We start from the raw sequence: 18,187 nt of genomic DNA, 5'->3' as shown, positions 1-18,187 counted from the left end.
ATTACTCTCCTTTTTTCTCTGTCGCTTCAGCTGGTTTAGGATTCATTACTGAATCATAATCTTTGTTTTTATATTTAACTTTTGCATCCTCAGCGATTTTATCTGCAACCATTTCTTCCATAACAAGTGCTTCAATTTCAGCCATGTGTTCTTTGCTATTTTGATACCAGGCACGAAGCTCATCAGGATTTTCATAAGCACTAGCAAATCGTTCAATCATTGCATTCACTTTATCTTTATCAGCGACGATTTGATGCTTTTTAACATACTCGGAAAAGAGTAAGCCAAGATGAACACGTCGTTTTGCCTGCTCTTCGAAAAGCTCTCGCGGGAAATCAGGGATTTGTTCATTCTCGTGATGTTCATGCCCAAAAAGACGATGATACATATCATGTTTCAGATGTTCGATTTCTTTGTCAATTAAAGCCATTGGCAATTCAATGGTGTTTACTTCCATTAATTTATCAAACATCTTTTCCCTGTTCATCATGCTCACGCGACGCTCTAACTCACGAGTCATATTTTCTTTAATGTCTTTTTTCAGCGCGTCCACACCACCTTCTTTGATATTAAACTTCGCTGCAAACTCATCATTAAGTTCAGGAAGTTTTCCTTCCATGACATTATGAATCTTAATTTTGAAAACAGCTTCTTTACCTGCTAATTCTTTATGGCCATAATCTTCAGGAAAAGTTACTTTAATATCAAAATCTTTCTCTTTTTTATTACCAATAATTCCATCCTCAAAGCCAGGAATCATTGATCCAGAACCAAGAATCAATTCATGTTCTTTAGCACTGCCACCATCAAAAAGTTTATCACCGAGATAACCTTCAAAATCGATAACGACTTTGTCACCTTTTTTGACGGCTCGAGATACATCATGCCATTCTTTATTTTGTTCACGAAGTTTATCCAGCATGCTTTCAACATCTTTATCAGTTACTTCTGAACGATCTAGTTCGACTGCTGCCTGATTTAATTCAGCAATCTCAAATGCAGGCATGACTTCAAATGTTGCACTATATTTAAAATCTTTCCCTTTCTCTATTTGCTCAGGTTCTACATGGGGATAACCAGCAGGAATCAATTCATTTTTTTGTAATGCTTCGAATAATGTAGATTGAACCATCTCGCGCGCAACCTCTTCACGAACACTTTGAGAGTAGCGGCTGACGACAACATGCATAGGTACTTTACCAGGACGAAAACCATCAATTTTAGCTTTGCGAGCAAGATTCTTGAGACGTAAGCTCACTTCTTCCTCAACTTTCTCTGAAGGTACAGAAACTGTTACCTTACGTTCCAAACCTTTTAGGGTCTCAACAGAAACTTGCATCAATTTCACCTCTTTGGAATTTATAATGTAATGGTGCGAAAGGAGAGACTCGAACTCTCACGGGTCGCCCCGCTGGAACCTAAATCCAGTGCGTCTACCAATTCCGCCACTTTCGCAAATCAGGTTGGATTATCAATCAGTAATTCGGTCTTGTAAAGACTCAGATAAATCTTTAGCGATAAACCATATTTTCTCAAATGGGGTGAACGATGGGACTCGAACCCACGACAACCGGGATCACAACCCGGGGCTCTACCAACTGAGCTACGCTCACCATAATACTTTCTACCAGAAATTCTTATGAACAAGATCTGGGCTGGCACGCCCGGCAGGATTCGAACCTGCTACCCTCGGCTTAGAAGGCCGATGCTCTATCCAGATGAGCTACGGGCGCATCTTGGTCGGGGTGGAGGGATTCGAACCCCCGACATCCTGCTCCCAAAGCAGGCGCGCTACCAGACTGCGCTACACCCCGTAAAACCCGTCCCAAGGACAGAGCGCAGATGATACTAGGTGCTTTCATCAAGGTCAATATCTTAAATCATTTAATTTTCATTAATTTTGCATTATGCGAGAAGATACTTATCTCTCTTGAACAAATCGATATTTTTTGAAACACAAAGCCGAGTGTGCATACAAATACTTTATACTCCTACTCCTACTCGTAACTTCATCTCTTTTGAGCTAGCATTAGGAATTATAATTGATTTCTTCATGAATATTATGAAATTTAAACTACTTCCTATCTTCGACAATATGAATCACTTACATAAAAATCATGAACATGTCATATTGCCAGATATGTGCTTTCGAAATGATTTTAATTATGCTTTAAATTTTCTGAAAAGCTATACCGGTAGTCAAGGCACATTTAACAGTTACCGCAGAGAAACTGAACGCTTATTACAATGGTCCTGGTTAATTAGAAAAACTACAATAAACGAATTGAAGCGCGAAGATATAGAGCAATACATTCGTTTTTGTCAAAATCCACCAAAATCATGGATCAGTTTAAAAAAAGTACCTCGTTTTATTGAAAAGGAAGGAAAACGTATTCCTAATGAAGAGTGGAAACCTTTTGTAGTGACATTAAGTAAATCTGCAATAAAAAATGGACTCAAGCCTGAGATTGAGCAATTCAATTTATCTCAAGGAGCTATTCAAGAGATATTTGCTATTTTAAGTACTTTGTTTAATTTTTTAATTGCTGAAGAGTATTTGGTTTCTAATCCGGTTGCTCTAATTCGTCAAAAAAGTAAATTTATTCGAAAGAGACAACATAATGCCCCCATACGCAGACTTAGTTTGGTTCAATGGAGAGCTGTATTGGAAGCTGCAGAATCCCTTGCAGAGGAATCTCCCTTGAAACATGAACGTACTCGCTTCATGCTGAGTATGTTGTTCGGTATGTATTTACGCATATCTGAACTGGCCGCAAGCGATCGCTGGATCCCGAGCATGAATGATTTTTCCAAAGACAGTAACGGCCACTGGTGGTTTACCACTGTGAGTAAAGGAAATAAAGAGAGGCAAATCGCTGTAAGCGATGCAATGTTAGAGAGTTTAATGCGATGGCGTCGTTTCCTCGGGTTATCCCCTCTCCCCTCTCCTGCTGATAATACACCCCTTATTCCAAAAATTCGTGGTAACGGTCCAATGAGTGACACAGCACCAATACGAAGAATCATTCAGCGCTGTTTTGATTTGGCTGGTGAGCAACTGAGGATAAAAGGACATATTGAGGAAGCTGATAATTTAGCTGCAGCCACTGTCCACTGGTTAAGGCATACTGGCATTTCTGAAGATGTTAAAATTCGTCCTCGTGAACATGTACGAGATGATGCTGGCCACAGTTCCAGTGCAACAACTGATCGCTACATTGATATCGAGAAACAGGCTCGTTACAAATCAGCCAGGAAAAAAACTATAGAGCCCGAACCAAGCTAGATATTTTTATGTTAAAATTAATTCATTTGTAGCTAAAGATTTATCATGCTTACTCTTCGTCAAATTACTCTTAGTCGTGGCACTAAAATTTTATTGGATAAAGTTAATACCACTCTGTATGAAAAGCAAAAAATAGGTCTTATCGGTCATAATGGTTGCGGCAAATCAACATTATTTGATTTTTTATTAGGAAAATTAATTCCGGATTCGGGTGAATTTTTAATTAATCCTCAACTCTCGATCAGTCATTTATCTCAGCAATTACCTGACAGCGATGAAAAAGCATTGGATTTTGTCTTAGGCGGTGATAACCGTTATATGAAGTTACTCCATCGCTTGCAAGAAGCAGAAACTATGGGTAATGATGCTGAAGTACTCGCATGCCATGAAGAATTAAGTCATACAGGGGGCTACAGTAAACCAGCTCAGGCAGCTACGATTATGGCTGGACTTGGTTTTAGAGGCGAGCAACAACATGCATCAGTAAATAGTTTTTCCGGCGGCTGGCGAATGCGTTTAAGCCTGGCTCGTTGTTTAATGAAACCGGCTGATTTGCTTTTACTGGATGAGCCTACCAACCATTTGGATATGGAAGCAATTTTTTGGCTGGAACGCTTTTTAAAGCAATGTCCCAGCACTATTATTCTTATTTCTCATGATCGCGAGTTTCTAGATGCTTTTGTTACACATATTTTACATATTGAGAAACAAAATCTAACTCTTTACAGTGGCAATTACAGTTCTTTTGAAAAAACACATGCACAACAATTGGCATTACAACAATCGATGTATGAAAAACAACAAACCAAAATCAATCATATGATGTCCTTTGTAAATCGTTTTAAAGCAAAAGCAACTAAGGCAAAACAAGCTCAAGGGCGTATTAAAGCCATAGAGAGAATGGAAATTATTGCTGCAGCGCAAGTTGACTCACCTTTTTCTTTTGATTTTTTCCTTTGTCCGCGGGCAGGGAATCCATTAATTCAATGCAATATGGTTGATGCAGGGTACCAAACTGAAAAACCGATTCTAAAAAAAATTAATCTTTCACTCAACCCTGGCGACCGGGTAGCCCTACTAGGGCCTAATGGTGAAGGAAAGTCAACTTTAATTAAAACATTAACCGGTTCTTTAACTCCTTTGAATGGTGCGATTCACCGTTCAGCACATTTGAAAATTGGATATTATGCGCAACATCAATTAGAGCAATTAGACTGCAATTTAAGCCCTGTAGAAACAATTCAAATTTTATCGCCAGAAGTACGTGAACAAACGATTCGTGATTTTTTGGGCGGTTTTAATTTTACTGGTGATATGGCAGTACAACCTATAAATCACTTTTCCGGTGGTGAAAAGGCACGCTTGGCTTTAGCAAAACTTGTTTGGCTTAAACCTAATCTGCTCCTGCTTGATGAACCAACAAACCATTTGGATCTTGGGATGCGATCTGCCATTGAGCTTGCATTACAAAGTTATGAAGGTGCATTAATTCTGATTTCCCATGACCGTCATATGCTCAAAACCAGCGTGGATAATTTCTTTCTAGTATACCAGCAAAAAGTTCAAGCTTTTGATGGTGACCTGGATGATTATTATTCCTGGCTACAAACTAAAGATGCAATTAAAGAAAATACAATTGCTTCACCGGTAACTGATTATAAAGAAAAGAAAACGTTACAAAATCGCCTGAAAAAATTGGAACAATTAATTGAACACTATCAAAGTGAAATTTCTCAACTGGATGCCCAACTGGGCGATGCCACTCTTTATGAAAACAGTGCGCAACAAAATAAACTCAGTCAATTAGTTCAAAAGCGCACATCCACACACGCCTCTTTAAATCAGGCTGAAGAAGAATGGCTAGAAATTAGCAGCAGCTTGGAAAATTAGTTCAAATTTGTAGCTTAGATTTAAAGGAACCTGAGGATAAATTAGTCCACTGCTCCAGTTTTATAGCGCTCTGCACTCCAGTGCCACATAATATATCTTTTCTTATGAACTTTATTTTTGCTCATTATACAGCATCCCCAATGGTCTATAATTTAAACATCAACTGTTTAAACGAGACTATTATGAAAGAAGAATTGCTCGCGAAACTTAAAAAAATTAATCCCCTAAACGAACATGGAGTTCCTAAAAACCAAGGAAACTGTCAGTGGTGTGCAATAGAAGGAGCGCGCGTTTTGCTTCAAGGTGTTGAACCCAGAGAGATTCCGGCTCATGAAGGAGGCAACGATCCTATAGAAGAACGTGTTCATTATCAACATGGCAATGAGGACGTAACAACCGAAAACCCAATCGATTTTTTTGATAAAATTCAAGAATTAAAACCAGGTGAACTAATGTTAGTTAGTCTAGAAAGTGATGATTTAGATCATGCCTACATTATCTACATAGATGAAAACAGCAATGCTTATCTTATTGATCCAGATAGACAGATTGTTGCTGAATTAGATGATCGAGAGGATTTTCTCCAAAATGTAAAGGGATGGGATGAGGTTTCAAAAGTAAATTATTTAAATGGAGACGTCAATCCTGATAAGTTTAGTGATAATGTCAAAGTTTCCATATGTGTATTAAATCAAGCAGCAGTTGAGCATTCTCCCTTGCCTGAATATGGAAGTGAGCCTAGTGAGAGGCTGGACTATTAATAAAGCTCTCTTACCATCTGTATTGAAAGGTTCACTATCAACTTCACAATTGCTCTGATTTCATCAGTTAGAGGCTTGTGCTATTTTTTTACTTTGCTCAGTAGTATAAACAATTTATGTTCATCAACCCCACCCTAGTTGAATGTTTGGAAAATGAAATTTTTACAGCTTGCCAATCTCTCTTAGTGATGCTGAAAAATAAATAATAATCAAGAGTGATTATAAATTTCAACGGCAACCCTGCTAACGTCTTTTTGGATTTGAAAAGCATCATCAAGCGTTTCCAAAGGGGTATTGGATACTGCAATGATAAATGCAAATAAATGCCCATTTTTCGCTTCAATATATCCTGACAGTACTTCTGAAAAGGAATAATAACGTTGGTTCGCGAAGTCATAAGATAATGATGTGCCTGTCTTCGCGTGAACTTTTCCTACTGCAGGAATATTTTGAGCTGCTTTAGCAATACTGCCATCAACACCCAGTGTTGGTAGCGCATTATAGAAAAGTTTAAATTGGTCTTCAGGAAGTTTGTGCATATACGTTAATAACTGAATAGCAGCCTTGGAAAGAATTCTGTTTGTATCTCCACCAGCGCCATCACCGAATACAAACTCGTTTCTCGTTAATCCCACTGTATCAAGCAAAAATGCCGCTATATGGGACATGCCGTCAGCAAATGATGTTTCATTATAGTGTTGGGCCAATAAAAGCGGTATTAAATCGGCGCCTATATTATGACTTAATTTTAAAATGACTTTAATATATTCAGAAAGTGGCGGAGAAATATATTGTGCTATAGGCGTAAGTTGCTTATAGACATCCGCATTGGGGAGCTGGCTATTTTTATTATCAAGGTTTACTACAATATCTTGTTGTTTTAAAGCAGCGATAAAAGCTTCTCTGGCAAAAGTCGCAGGTTTAATGATAGGAAACACTCTCAATATTTCCCCTGCATTGGAGGTAATTTGCCCTCTTAGAGTCAATACGGTGTTATCGTTATTGGCTGAGATTTCAATTTTGGTTTTTCCGCCATCACCTACGGTGATAACCTGATTATCAATTGAATAACCAGGGACTTGCGGGCGCCATTTTATTGAAGCTTTTTGGCCCATAGCAGTAGATTTAATTTGAAAGTCAAACAGGTTCTCATTAATCATGATTGGAGAAATAGTGTAATTACGTAGATATTCCGTTTCAAATAAACGGTTATCTACCAATACATTACCATTAATTTGTTTAATCCCTTTTGCTTTAATTTGCTGAGCAAGATTGATAAGTCCACTGAGGGGATTTTCAGCGGTAATGGATGCACCCGGCAAATCATTAGCATAAATATGATCGATATAGCCATAGGTGAGTTTGTCATTATGAACACGACCGCCTAATTCTAAATCGCCTACGCCGACGAGAATTAAGTTACCATCTAACGTACCATTTTTTTGTTGTCCAATAAAATAAACCGGTGTTTTAAAACGGTATTCTTTACCTAAAACGTTCAATGCAGTTGCAGTAGAGAATAATTTAGTTACAGAAGCAGGCATTAATAAATGGCTGGTATTTAGTTGATAAATCGTTTCCTGCGTAGTCAAATCTTTAACTTCAATCCACCATTGTGCATTTTTATAACGTGGTTGTTGCATCGCATTGAGCATATCCTGAGGCAACGATTTAGCCGCATTGGATGAAGAAGAGAACAAGAAAACAAAAATTGCAGCGAACTTAAAAAATATTTTTTTTGTTTTTTGTTTCATTTGCATGGTAACTTCCTATCATCTTAATAATTACATTGAGAATAAGTTGTCAGATATCACTAATTATATCAAGCTCCATTGAATTTCTTTTTAATTAGGATAAACACAGCCAATGACACAAATAAAACCAAAATGCCTGTATTCCGCACTTTGAGGCGGAGAGATTCTAGATCCCTACCTTTGCAGAAATGAGCGCCCTTTTAGCAATAACTGTAATTGATGTACTATTAGTTAGTTTGGGGGACGCCTCAGAATTATTGGTAACTCCGCCACGAGGAGCGATAAGTTGGACTCTTTTTTACTACTTTGGATTACGCAACAGTTCCAACATCAACTTCGCAGCTAATTGTTCTGCTTTTCTACGGTTAGAACCGTGGCCAAAGGTTTTTTGTTTTGCTCCTATCACCGTGCAGGTTATATAAAATATTTGATTGTGCTCATCACCTTCAACCTTAGTCAAGGTGTACTCTGGGAGAGCCATTTTTTCAGCTTGCAAATATTCCTGCAGCTGAGTTTTCGCATCCTTTAAACAATCATTTAAATTAGAATCTTCGAGTCTGGAACGATATAATCCCAGAATGACATTTTTTGCAGATTCTATTCCACCATCAAGAAAAATTGCGGCAAAAACAGCTTCCATAGCATCAGAAAGAATTGAGGCGCGACGAAAACCACCACTTTTCAGCTCTCCTTGCCCTAAAAAAAGAAAATCTCCCAGGTCAATTTCTCTAGCCAACTCAACCAACATCTCACCTCGAACCAAAAAAGAACGCAAGCGACTTAATTGGCCTTCACTTTGCAAAGGAAATCGATGAAACAGTTCATTGGCAATTATAAAACTTAAAATTGAATCTCCAAGAAACTCGAAACGTTCATAGTTTGCACTACCCACACTACAATGCGTTAAAGCCTGCTTGAGATAAGCAATGTTATTAAATTGGTAATTTAATCGTCTGCATAACCTTTCTAAATCAACTTTCACTGCCTGTTACAACCTCTTCGGTATGATTAAAATCAAATAATAAGCTTATATTGTATACTAAAGGCTTAACCACCTGATATTTCAATTTTACTCTAAATTTATTAACGCCTATGGGCTCAATCAACAACTGATTTTCCTTTAAACTTTCTACTCCATTAATACTGAGGCGTTTATCCAAAGTACTCTTTAACACATTAACATCAGCCATGGGGTCGCCAGTCAATGTAGATTGCGATACTTCATTTAATCCTTTTATCGACTTGGTAATAGAGTAATACTGCAAATAAACTGGAATAACACGCATTACTATCGTTGCCGCCATGACAATTACAACTACTGTAAACAACATTCCTATTAAAGTCATTCCCTTTTGCTTGTGCATTCGTTATTCCTTTTTTCTGGAACCCATTCCCAATTCTACTATCTTAGCCTAAATGGTGTGATTTTCGTGTGCTCCGATACATCCATATTTCATTTATGCAGTGTTTGGACACTCACCATTATGGCTCAATCAATCGAATTGACAGTAGCCCCCCAATCGAAGTATTTTACTCTGAATATCGATACCAAAAATTTATGAGATCGATTTACCTATTCTTGACCAACGAACGTTATCAGTCTTCCCGTTCCAACTCATCCAAACTAAAAATGCTTTACCTCGTAAATAAGACTCAGGCACATACCCCCAGAATCTGCTGTCTGCACTATCATCTCGATTATCACCCATCATGAAATAATTTCCCTCGGGTACTACAATATCAAAATCCACAGCAGGAACATCCGTTCGAACGAAAATATTGTGCACTGTACCGTTTAAATCTTCTTTATATTTAGCTACAGCTTTTCCAGAGCTTTCATCAATAGTGTACTCAAGAAAAGTCTGCTTTGCTTCCTTTCCATTAATTGTTAATACTTTATTGTGATAACTAATTTTATCTCCAGGAACTCCTATTACCCTTTTTATATAATCAAAGGACGGGTCAGGGGGCCATCGAAATACAGCAACCTCTCCTGTTTTAGGATCAGAAATTGAAACAACTTTTTTTTCCCACACAGGAAGCCTCAGTCCATAAATAAATTTGTTTACCGCTACGAAATCCCCAACAAGCAATGTCGGTTCCAATGAACCCGAAGGAATGCGGAAGGGTTCGATGAGGAATGAGCGTAAAATCAAGACAATGAAAAACACAGGAAAAAAAGATCGTGAATATTCAATAATACGATTTGGCTTTTGATTTTCAGTGCGTTTTTTTGACCAGAATATTATGTCTAAAAGATAAATAAACCCGCTGACAAAAGATAGGACAACCAATATTAAAGCAAAATTCATAAATTTATATCCTAATCAAACTTAATTTATAATGAGACATCCACATGCATGATATGCCACCCTTATATTTAGACCTCTTTTCAAACTTTACTGAGAGAATGAATTGCTTTGTCGGAACCGTGCTCGAACTCTTATGTGACTGCACACTTAGGCCCTCCGCTTTGCGCACCTCGCTCCCTCAGAGTTTCAAAGAGTCTATTTCTTTTTATCTGTTTGAAAAACAGCCATAAAGGCCTCTTGAGGTATTTCCACATGCCCTACTTGTTTCATGCGTTTCTTCCCTGCCTTTTGCTTTTCTAATAATTTTCGTTTTCGAGTCACATCACCACCATAACATTTTGCAGTAACGTTTTTGCGTAAAGCCTTTACTGTTTGTCTGGCAATAATATGACTGCCCAATGCCGCTTGAATTGCTACATCAAACATCTGCCGTGGAATTAAATCACGCATTTTTTCGGCAATTAGTTTTCCCCGACCTTGTGCTGAAGAGCGATGAACAATAACTGAAAGCGCATCCACACGTTCACTATTAATCAAGATATCCATTTTAACCAGATCGGCTTCTTGAAAACGTAAAAAATTATAATCCAGTGAAGCATAACCACGACTCACAGATTTTAAGCGGTCAAAAAAGTCAGAAACCACCTCACTCATTGGAATATCATAGGTTACAGAAACCTGGCGACCACTGTAAGTCATGTTAACCTGAACACCACGACGTTCGATACACAAACTAATAATAGAGCCGAGAAAATCTTGGGGCACCAGTATATTTGCCCTGACAATCGGTTCATACATTTCTTTAATTTGTGGGAGCGGGGGAAGAAGTGATGGATTATCAATCAACAGCGTCTCGCCCTTTTGGGTTAAAATCTGATAAACCACAGTAGGCGCAGTAGATATTAAATCAAGATTGTATTCCCTCTCCAGACGCTCCTGTACAATTTCCATATGCAGCATGCCCAAGAAGCCGCATCGGAAACCAAAACCTAACGCCTCGGAAGATTCAGGTTCATAAAACAATGAAGCATCATTGAGGCTTAATTTAGCCAAAGCTTCGCGGAATGCCTCAAAATCATCCGAACTTATAGGAAATAAACCTGCATACACTTGTGGCTTTACACGCTGAAACCCAGGAAGAGGTTTATCTGCAGAATTTTTTTCCAGAGTGAGTGTATCACCCACTGGGGCACCCTGAATTTCTTTAATTCCAGCGACCAAATAACCTACTTCGCCAGCATTTAACACATCCAGCTTAGTACGCTTGGGAGTAAATATGCCTACTTGATCGACTTCATAAGAACGGCCGGTAGACATTACCCTCATTTTGTCACCTTTACGTATTGAGCCATTCACAATACGCACTAATGAAACCACACCGAGATAACTATCAAACCATGAATCAATAATCAATGCTTGCAAAGGTTCATTGATGTCACCTTCCGGTGGTGGAATGTGATTCACTAAGGCTTCAAGTACGTCTTCTACACCCAAGCCGCTTTTGGCACTCACTCTTATTGCATCATGTGCATCAAGACCAATAATGTCTTCAATTTCTGAGATAACACGCTCTGGCTCTGCCTGTGGTAAATCAATTTTGTTGAGAACCGGCAAAACAGATAATGATTGATCTATGGCAGTGTAACAAACCGCTACCGTTTGTGCTTCCACACCTTGAGCTGCATCAACAACAAGAATCGCCCCTTCACAAGCCGCAAGGGAGCGGGATACCTCATAGCTGAAATCTACATGTCCTGGCGTATCAATAAAATTCAAGAGATAGGTTTTGCCATCTTTCGCCGTGTAATTTAATGAAACACACTGGGCTTTAATTGTAATGCCTCGCTCTCGTTCTATATCCATGGAATCGAGTACTTGAGCACTCATTTCACGCTCAGTTAAACCACCACAAATTTGGATAAATCGATCCGCCAAGGTTGATTTACCATGATCAATGTGGGCAATAATTGAAAAATTGCGAATTCGCTTTAAATCACTCAACTGAAATAACCTTTTTGCAAATAGCGCATTCTAGCTTAAATATGCGTAGCCTTAAAGTATTTGCTAATACACCGCATTTTTTATAAAATTTACCGTTTCAGCTTATATTATTAGGAGGGGGCTATGCGACGAATACCAGGTTTGGGGTATATTGCCATAATTCTGCTGCTTCTTTCATTCTCAACTTATTCAGATACCGCATTTACCAAAAGAAAGGATGTGCAACTTTTTATCAAGAGTATGGTCAAAGACCATCATTTCAATGCTAGAGAGCTTACTGCAATAATGAATCAAGTTGTTATTCAGCCCGATATCATCGAATCAATGGAAAAGCCTTATGAAAAGAAGAACTGGGATGTTTACAGAGATTTGTTTCTGACCCCCGCGCGCGTTAAGGGTGGATTGGATTATTGGGTCGCTAACAGAACAGCATTAGAAAAAGCACAAAAAAAATATGGTGTTCCACCAGAAATTATTATTGCGATTCTTGGTGTAGAAACTTTATATGGAGAACGGCAAGGAGAACATCGAGTTCTTGATGCCTTGGCGACATTAGCTTTCAATTATCCTAAACGTGCGCCTTATTTCAGTAAAGAATTAAAAGAATACTTGCTTCTTTGTCGTGAACATGGAGTACCAGCAACCCAATACAAGGGGTCTTACGCTGGCGCTATTGGTCAACCACAATTTATGCCAAGCAGTTACCGTAATTTTGCCGTTGATTTTAACAATACAGGCAAGCGCGATCTCGTGTCTAACAACGCTGACTCCATAGGTAGTATTGCTAATTATTTCTACCATCATGGTTGGAAACCCAATGGTGGGGTTGCCCAGCATGCTAAGCTAACAGGTACACACTACAAACGCATTCAGGTTAATCCCAAAAGAGCAAATTATTACTATTCACAATTAATTGCGCATGGAATTAAGCCTGTAAGTGCAGCAGATAATCATCCTTCACGCGCCGCATTGATTAAGCTTGTAACGGCTAAAGGAAATGAATATTGGATAGCTTATCCTAATTTCTTCGTAATAACCCGCTACAATTCCAGCCCCCAATATGCGCTTGTAGTTTATCTGCTGGCACAACAATTGAAACAACAATGGACTGCAATGAATATAAAAAAACATAGAGCTTATGCGTAGGAATGGATACCCTTTTCCTTTTTGTAAAACATCTTGATGAAGCAGGATGTTTGTGCCTTAAAATAAATACGGATGGAGCCTTAATTGCTCCGCCCGTGCAACGTAGTTTTGACGAAATTAAATCATTACAAACTGAGTGTAAAACCTTAATTATTGAAACATGCGAACATGTTAGTATTCTTAATCTTGAGTTATCATGGCTCCCAGAAAGAAAAGCAAGGGCTGCAATTCCTTATGCTTTAGAAGAGAAATTAGCGCAATCTGTAGATGAACTTCATTTCGCTTTTGATAAAGCACGATATCAAAACAATCAATACCTGGTAACTGTTATAGCCAAAAAGCGGATGAGATATCTGCTGCAACTACTCAATCAACAAGACATTGAATTTTCTGCAATTACTGTAGATTGGTTTGCTTTAGAACCACAAGAGTTGTGTATTAGCGAAACGGCATTAATCATCAATGCAGATTTCAAAGGAGCGCTTTCCGGAGAATTGGCAGACATATATCTAAAAAATCATCCACAATATCAACCCTTGCTTTTTGCAGACAGCGCAATCCAAATTGATCCATCGTTACCTAAAAGTCAGGAAACGTCACATACATGGATTGCTCAAAGAATACTTAAATCGAAGTTAATGAATCTCTGCCAAGGGGAAATGCAACATGGGAATAAAACAGATTTAATAAAAAAAGGATATCAGTTAGTTGGCGCCCTCTTTTGCTTGTGGCTAATTTCTTTACTTGTAGTGAATGGGATCAAATTACATTTATTAAATAAGCGAACTCAAAAAATTGATGAACAAATTGCAGTGATTTATCATGAGTTTTTTCCTGATGCAAAACAAATTATTAGTCCTAAATTTCGCATTACACAACTGTTAAAAAGTAATAATACAGAAGAACAAAATCGTTTTTGGTTTTTATTAAATCAATTTGCCAAAGTAATGAAAAATGATCGCAATGACCTAGAGCAATTGCGCTATCAAAATAAAATTTTATCTGTGACAATAATCAGTACAGATTTTGCCAGTTTGGAAGAGTTGGAAAACGAATTAAAAAAACTGCAACTCAAAGTAAAACAAACTCAAGCCTCGACTCGTGAACAACAAGTTGTTGCAACTTTGGAGTTAATGTGAACGTATATTTAAGCACACTTAATGAAAGAGAAAAGTTGATGTTAATTGGAACAGTACTCTGTGTTTTTCTTTATGTTTACTATTTGTTTTTATATACCCCCTTGAGTCAACGAGTTACTCAAAAAACAACTCAGTTAGTAGAGAAAACGACTACGCTGGATTGGATGCAAAAAATAAGACAACAAAGCCATGTGAAGCAAACAAAAAAGAAAATAGTTGATAACAGTCAACTTTTGACAACACTGGCAACGCAGCTAAAAAATGATCCGACCCTAAAGTTTCCCTATCAGTTACAACAAACTGGCTCAGGAGATATACAGCTTACTTTTGATGCTGTTGCTTTTAACCTATTTATTACCTGGCTGGAGAGAATCAATCAACACTATGCGATTATGGTGAAACAATTTGAGGCAGACCGCTCGAAAACTCCAGGGATAACTCGGTTAATGATTCTAATTAGTGCGGCTTCTAAACCAACATAGTCAATCATGATTTCATAAAAATATAGGGAAATTTCATGTCAAATTCGGTCAAAATCGTTCGATTTCATCAAACTGGAGGTCTTGAAGTATTAAGACTCGAAGAATAATATTGCCAGAACCTGGAAATGAGAAGTTCCCTTACGTGTTCACGCAATTCGATTAAATCGAGCTGAGATTTGGTGCCTATTTGGTGCAACCGCATTTACTGTCAAAAATTGGCTATGAAGCCTCTGGAGTAGTTGAAGCTGTTGTCCCGGATGTAGACCAAAAAATGATTGGCAAGACGTACAGCACTGTACCTTGCTTTGATTTTGGTAAATATGGCGTGTATGGTGAAGTTGCAGTAGTCCCCGCATACGCTCGCCGAATATCCCGAGAAACTTTCGTATATTGAAGGAACTTCTATCTGGATGCAATACCTGGCCGCTTACGGCGTCTTAGTTCACTATAGAAAACTCACTAAAAATGGCTTTGTTTAAAATGCCGCTCCAAGAAGTAGTGTAGGACTTGCTTCCATTCAAATAGCACATACTCAAGGAGCAGTTAGCATTGTCACTACACGAACATTTCTAAGAAAAAAGATGAGTCACTCTCCTTAGGAGCAGACCATGTCATTGTAACAAACGAAGAAAATCATCCTGCTCGTGTCAATGAAATAACCAAGGGTAATGGAGTAAATATTGTTTTCGATCCAATTTCCGGCAAAGGAATTGAGGCCCTGCAGAAACCCTTACTCCAGGCGGGATACTTTTTGTTTATGGAAATTTATTCATAGAGCCCGTCACGCCGCTGCCTCTTTTTACTGCTTTAAAAATAAATTTCACTACGGGGTTATACGCTTTTTGAAATTTCAGTGAAGGTAATGTTCGCACAAAAACTGAAAAATATATTTTCGAGCATTTGCAAAATGATTTATTTGAGCCTCAATTTGCGAGAACCTTCTCCTTGGGACAAATAGTAGATGCCCATAAATACATGGAATCAAATGAACAGGTCGGCAAGATTGTAGTAACGCCTTAATGACACCAGTTCCCGAGGTTAGATTGGTCTAATTTCGGGAACTTATTACTCTATTGCTGTACACTACCCCAGTTAATCACTGAAGCACTGCTTTTAATTTCGGGCGGTAATGCGTTTAATGCCTTTTGAGCTTCTTCTGCTGTGCCGTAGGTTCCATATACCCCTTTATAACGTGTTCTACCATCTCGATCATATTTTACCTGAGCTATTCGATCATTTTTTGGCGCTTTGTAAAGAACTTGCGCTACTTGAGATGCCTTATCCCCTTCTACCAATTCAATAGTATAACCTTTTGGATTTTGACTATTTACCCAATTCTGATCTCTGTCCTTAAAAGTAGTTGGCGAATGCAATTCGCCAACATAATATGAGTTAGGGACCTTTACTTCCTGTTTTTGCTGATATCTATAGTCGTAATTAACCATATTGTAACTATTAATAGCATAAGGTTCTGTGATATCAGTATATGAATACGCTGGATACGCCATATAGTCACTTCCTTTAGTACAAGAAGACAGTATGAAAGCACAGATTGCCATGAGTGCTAAATTTATTTTCTTATCCATTGTCATTCCCCTATTTATAATTCTTTTTTTTGCTCCTTGTCTGTTATATCTACAAGTTTAAGAAAAACTTTAGGAAATTGTGTTGTTAACGAACAAATTATGGCTTACAGTAATTGTTTTTTATTTTATATTGCAATAATTATGTGGACACATCGACGCTCTGGACAAACAAATCAAAGAGGAAATCATGATCATCGAGACCCTTATGAACGAGACCGCACACGAGTAATTCACTGTCCAGCATTCAGGCGACTACAAAGAAAAACACAAATTTTAGGAACTGATGAAGGAGATTTTCATCGCACTCGTCTCACGCATTCCCTGGAAGTTGATTCGATAGGACGCAGTATTGTACACAATTTGTTAATGAGCCAAGAAAAACATATTGGACTCTCTGGTTTATTACCTAATGATGATCTAATTTCTGTTATTTGTTTACTGCACGATATTGGCCATCCCCCTTTTGGTCATGGTGGTGAGGTCGCTCTAAATTATATGATGCGCAATTATGGAGGGTTTGAAGCTAATGGACAAACTTTACGATTGCTAACTAAAGTAGAAAGCAGTTATGGAACCTACGGTCTTGATTTAACCCGGCGTGCGTTACTCGGTATTTTAAAATATCCAGTGAAACGCTCCTCTGTTGTAGCCCCCAAAAATCCTCCAGTTCATGAATCCATCCATAAAACCATCAAAATTAATGACTGGTTACCACCTAAAGCTTACTTTGATTGCGAACAGCCTGAAATTGATTGGTTGCTATCGCCCTTTTCCAATAGCGACAAAGAATTATTTCAATCACTGTCACAAATGCCGCATAATACAAAATCAGGAAAATCGGCCTACCATAGTTTTGATTGCTCCATAATGAATATTGCGGATGATATTGCTTACGGTGTTCATGATCTTGAAGATGCCATTCATTTACGCCTTATCAGTCCCTCTCATCTAGACACATCTGAGTTTAGACAATTATTAAACAATACTTTATTAGCGGGTCGACAAAATCAGTTAATAGATTCGTTATTTTCTCCAGATCTTTATTCAAGAAAACAAACTATAGGGGAAATGGTTAATTATTTTATTACTTCGACACAAATTATTATAACGAATGAAAATTTTGAAAATAATTTACTTAAATACAATCTGGCACTCACTCCTGAAGCGGATGCCCTTCTGAATTATTTAAAGCAATGCATCTATGATAATGTTATTGATTCACAAGAAGCCCGTACTTTTGAATATGGAGGTCAAACGGTTGTACTTAGACTCTTCGATGCAATTAGTTCAAATCCCGGTAGTTTATTAGATAACAAAAATAGAGTTTTGTTTAAGCAAGCTGATGATGAAACCTCTGCTTATCGAATTGTATGTGATTATTTGGCCAATATGACGGATGAATATGCCTATAGAATGCATGAGCGATTGTTTGGATTTAATACAAGAACAATTTTTGAAAGACTTTAAGAGCTTCATAAGAACAATCAAAAAAGAGGCAAGATTACTTTTCATTTTTGAGGATTTACCATAGGATGCCTTAGCATAGATTCATTTTTTCTTTTTAACTCATGTACCGGTATTAATCTGTTTGATGTAAAATCCCCGCAAATACAATTGTAGCGAATGTTTCGTGCTGTTTCAGGTAGCAATTAGACAAAAACTCAATAAACAATTAATCGTTCGAGTAACTTGTATAATATTGAGAAATCTGATAACTCTAATGCAAATCATATACTCAAACCCAGATAATTTGAGCCACAATATGAATTAAGTGGTTATTTTTGAATTTTTTTTGTGTTTGATTAATGTTGTACTTATAAGGCATTATAG

General features: G+C 37.8%; 16 protein-coding genes and 4 tRNA genes. 9 read left to right on the top strand and 11 right to left on the bottom strand.

The window, feature by feature from the left end:
• Position 1: 1 nt before the first annotated feature.
• The 5 genes from tig to Lpar_RS11765 all read right to left on the bottom strand — a co-directional run bounded on the left by tig (position 2) and on the right by Lpar_RS11765 (position 1,814).
• Complete coding sequence (tig, locus tag Lpar_RS11785; RefSeq protein WP_058518112.1) at positions 2-1,339, bottom strand: trigger factor; 1,338 nt, start codon at positions 1,337-1,339, stop codon at positions 2-4.
• Positions 1,340-1,370: 31 nt separating this feature from the next.
• Positions 1,371-1,455, bottom strand: a tRNA-Leu gene (locus Lpar_RS11780).
• Between the two features lie 82 nt (positions 1,456-1,537).
• Positions 1,538-1,613: transfer RNA gene (locus Lpar_RS11775), tRNA-His, on the bottom strand.
• Between the two features lie 43 nt (positions 1,614-1,656).
• Positions 1,657-1,733 (bottom strand) — tRNA-Arg (locus Lpar_RS11770).
• A gap of 4 nt (positions 1,734-1,737) precedes the next feature.
• Positions 1,738-1,814, bottom strand: a tRNA-Pro gene (locus tag Lpar_RS11765).
• Between the two features lie 248 nt (positions 1,815-2,062).
• Here Lpar_RS11765 and Lpar_RS11760 point away from each other — a divergent pair.
• The 3 genes from Lpar_RS11760 to Lpar_RS11750 all read left to right on the top strand — a co-directional run bounded on the left by Lpar_RS11760 (position 2,063) and on the right by Lpar_RS11750 (position 5,937).
• Positions 2,063-3,286 carry a tyrosine-type recombinase/integrase gene (locus Lpar_RS11760; protein ID WP_058519255.1) on the top strand — a complete coding sequence of 408 codons (1,224 nt, stop codon included), beginning with the start codon at positions 2,063-2,065 and terminating at the stop codon, positions 3,284-3,286.
• A gap of 45 nt (positions 3,287-3,331) precedes the next feature.
• Positions 3,332-5,176: an ABC-F family ATP-binding cassette domain-containing protein gene (locus Lpar_RS11755; RefSeq protein WP_058518111.1), complete on the top strand. Its 1,845-nt coding sequence runs from the start codon at positions 3,332-3,334 to the stop codon at positions 5,174-5,176.
• Between the two features lie 182 nt (positions 5,177-5,358).
• A complete protein-coding gene (locus tag Lpar_RS11750) occupies positions 5,359-5,937 on the top strand; it encodes a hypothetical protein (RefSeq protein WP_058518110.1) in 579 nt (192 codons plus the stop codon).
• 209 nt (positions 5,938-6,146) lie between these two features.
• Here Lpar_RS11750 and dacB read toward each other — a convergent pair whose 3' ends face one another.
• The 5 genes from dacB to lepA all read right to left on the bottom strand — a co-directional run bounded on the left by dacB (position 6,147) and on the right by lepA (position 12,004).
• Complete coding sequence (gene dacB, locus Lpar_RS11745; protein WP_058518109.1) at positions 6,147-7,697, bottom strand: D-alanyl-D-alanine carboxypeptidase/D-alanyl-D-alanine endopeptidase; 1,551 nt, start codon at positions 7,695-7,697, stop codon at positions 6,147-6,149.
• A gap of 295 nt (positions 7,698-7,992) precedes the next feature.
• Positions 7,993-8,673 (bottom strand): ribonuclease III, encoded by a 681-nt coding sequence (rnc, locus tag Lpar_RS11740; protein ID WP_058518108.1) that lies wholly within the window; start codon positions 8,671-8,673, stop codon positions 7,993-7,995.
• Positions 8,663-9,055: a DUF4845 domain-containing protein gene (locus tag Lpar_RS11735; protein WP_058518107.1), complete on the bottom strand. Its 393-nt coding sequence runs from the start codon at positions 9,053-9,055 to the stop codon at positions 8,663-8,665. Before Lpar_RS11735 ends, rnc begins: the two co-directional genes overlap by 11 nt.
• 192 nt (positions 9,056-9,247) lie before the next feature.
• Positions 9,248-10,003 carry a signal peptidase I gene (gene lepB / locus Lpar_RS11730; RefSeq protein ID WP_058518106.1) on the bottom strand — a complete coding sequence of 252 codons (756 nt, stop codon included), beginning with the start codon at positions 10,001-10,003 and terminating at the stop codon, positions 9,248-9,250.
• A gap of 195 nt (positions 10,004-10,198) precedes the next feature.
• Complete coding sequence (lepA, locus tag Lpar_RS11725; protein ID WP_058518105.1) at positions 10,199-12,004, bottom strand: translation elongation factor 4; 1,806 nt, start codon at positions 12,002-12,004, stop codon at positions 10,199-10,201.
• 123 nt (positions 12,005-12,127) lie between these two features.
• Here lepA and mltB point away from each other — a divergent pair, with 123 nt between their 5' ends.
• The 5 genes from mltB to Lpar_RS19390 all read left to right on the top strand — a co-directional run bounded on the left by mltB (position 12,128) and on the right by Lpar_RS19390 (position 15,791).
• Positions 12,128-13,150 (top strand): lytic murein transglycosylase B, encoded by a 1,023-nt coding sequence (mltB, locus tag Lpar_RS11720; protein ID WP_058518104.1) that lies wholly within the window; start codon positions 12,128-12,130, stop codon positions 13,148-13,150.
• 2 nt (positions 13,151-13,152) lie between these two features.
• A complete protein-coding gene (gene gspL, locus Lpar_RS11715) occupies positions 13,153-14,289 on the top strand; it encodes a type II secretion system protein GspL (RefSeq protein WP_058518103.1) in 1,137 nt (378 codons plus the stop codon).
• The gene (gene lspM, locus Lpar_RS11710) at positions 14,286-14,771 is read left to right on the top strand and encodes a GspM family type II secretion system protein LspM (RefSeq protein ID WP_115341243.1); all 486 of its coding nucleotides are present in this window, start codon (positions 14,286-14,288) and stop codon (positions 14,769-14,771) included. Before gspL ends, lspM begins: the two co-directional genes overlap by 4 nt.
• A gap of 190 nt (positions 14,772-14,961) precedes the next feature.
• Positions 14,962-15,165, top strand: a complete 204-nt coding sequence (locus tag Lpar_RS19395) for a hypothetical protein (protein WP_237759404.1) — start codon at positions 14,962-14,964, stop codon at positions 15,163-15,165.
• Between the two features lie 506 nt (positions 15,166-15,671).
• The gene (locus Lpar_RS19390; protein ID WP_237759403.1) at positions 15,672-15,791 is read left to right on the top strand and encodes a zinc-binding dehydrogenase; all 120 of its coding nucleotides are present in this window, start codon (positions 15,672-15,674) and stop codon (positions 15,789-15,791) included.
• 50 nt (positions 15,792-15,841) lie between these two features.
• On the opposite strand, the gene Lpar_RS11700 is transcribed toward Lpar_RS19390, so the two are convergent.
• Positions 15,842-16,357 carry an SPOR domain-containing protein gene (locus tag Lpar_RS11700; RefSeq protein ID WP_058518102.1) on the bottom strand — a complete coding sequence of 172 codons (516 nt, stop codon included), beginning with the start codon at positions 16,355-16,357 and terminating at the stop codon, positions 15,842-15,844.
• A 141-nt stretch (positions 16,358-16,498) separates the two neighbouring features.
• Here Lpar_RS11700 and Lpar_RS11695 point away from each other — a divergent pair, with 141 nt between their 5' ends.
• Entirely contained in the window at positions 16,499-17,824 is a 1,326-nt protein-coding gene (locus Lpar_RS11695; protein WP_058519253.1) for an anti-phage deoxyguanosine triphosphatase, read from the top strand.
• Positions 17,825-18,187: the final 363 nt, after the last annotated feature.

Origin of the sequence: Legionella parisiensis (assembly GCF_001467945.1) — a bacterium.
Classification (GTDB): Bacteria; Pseudomonadota; Gammaproteobacteria; order Legionellales; family Legionellaceae; genus Legionella; species Legionella parisiensis.
The sequence above is the reverse complement of the archived record's forward strand: the minus strand, read 5'-3'. Positions and strand labels throughout refer to the sequence as shown.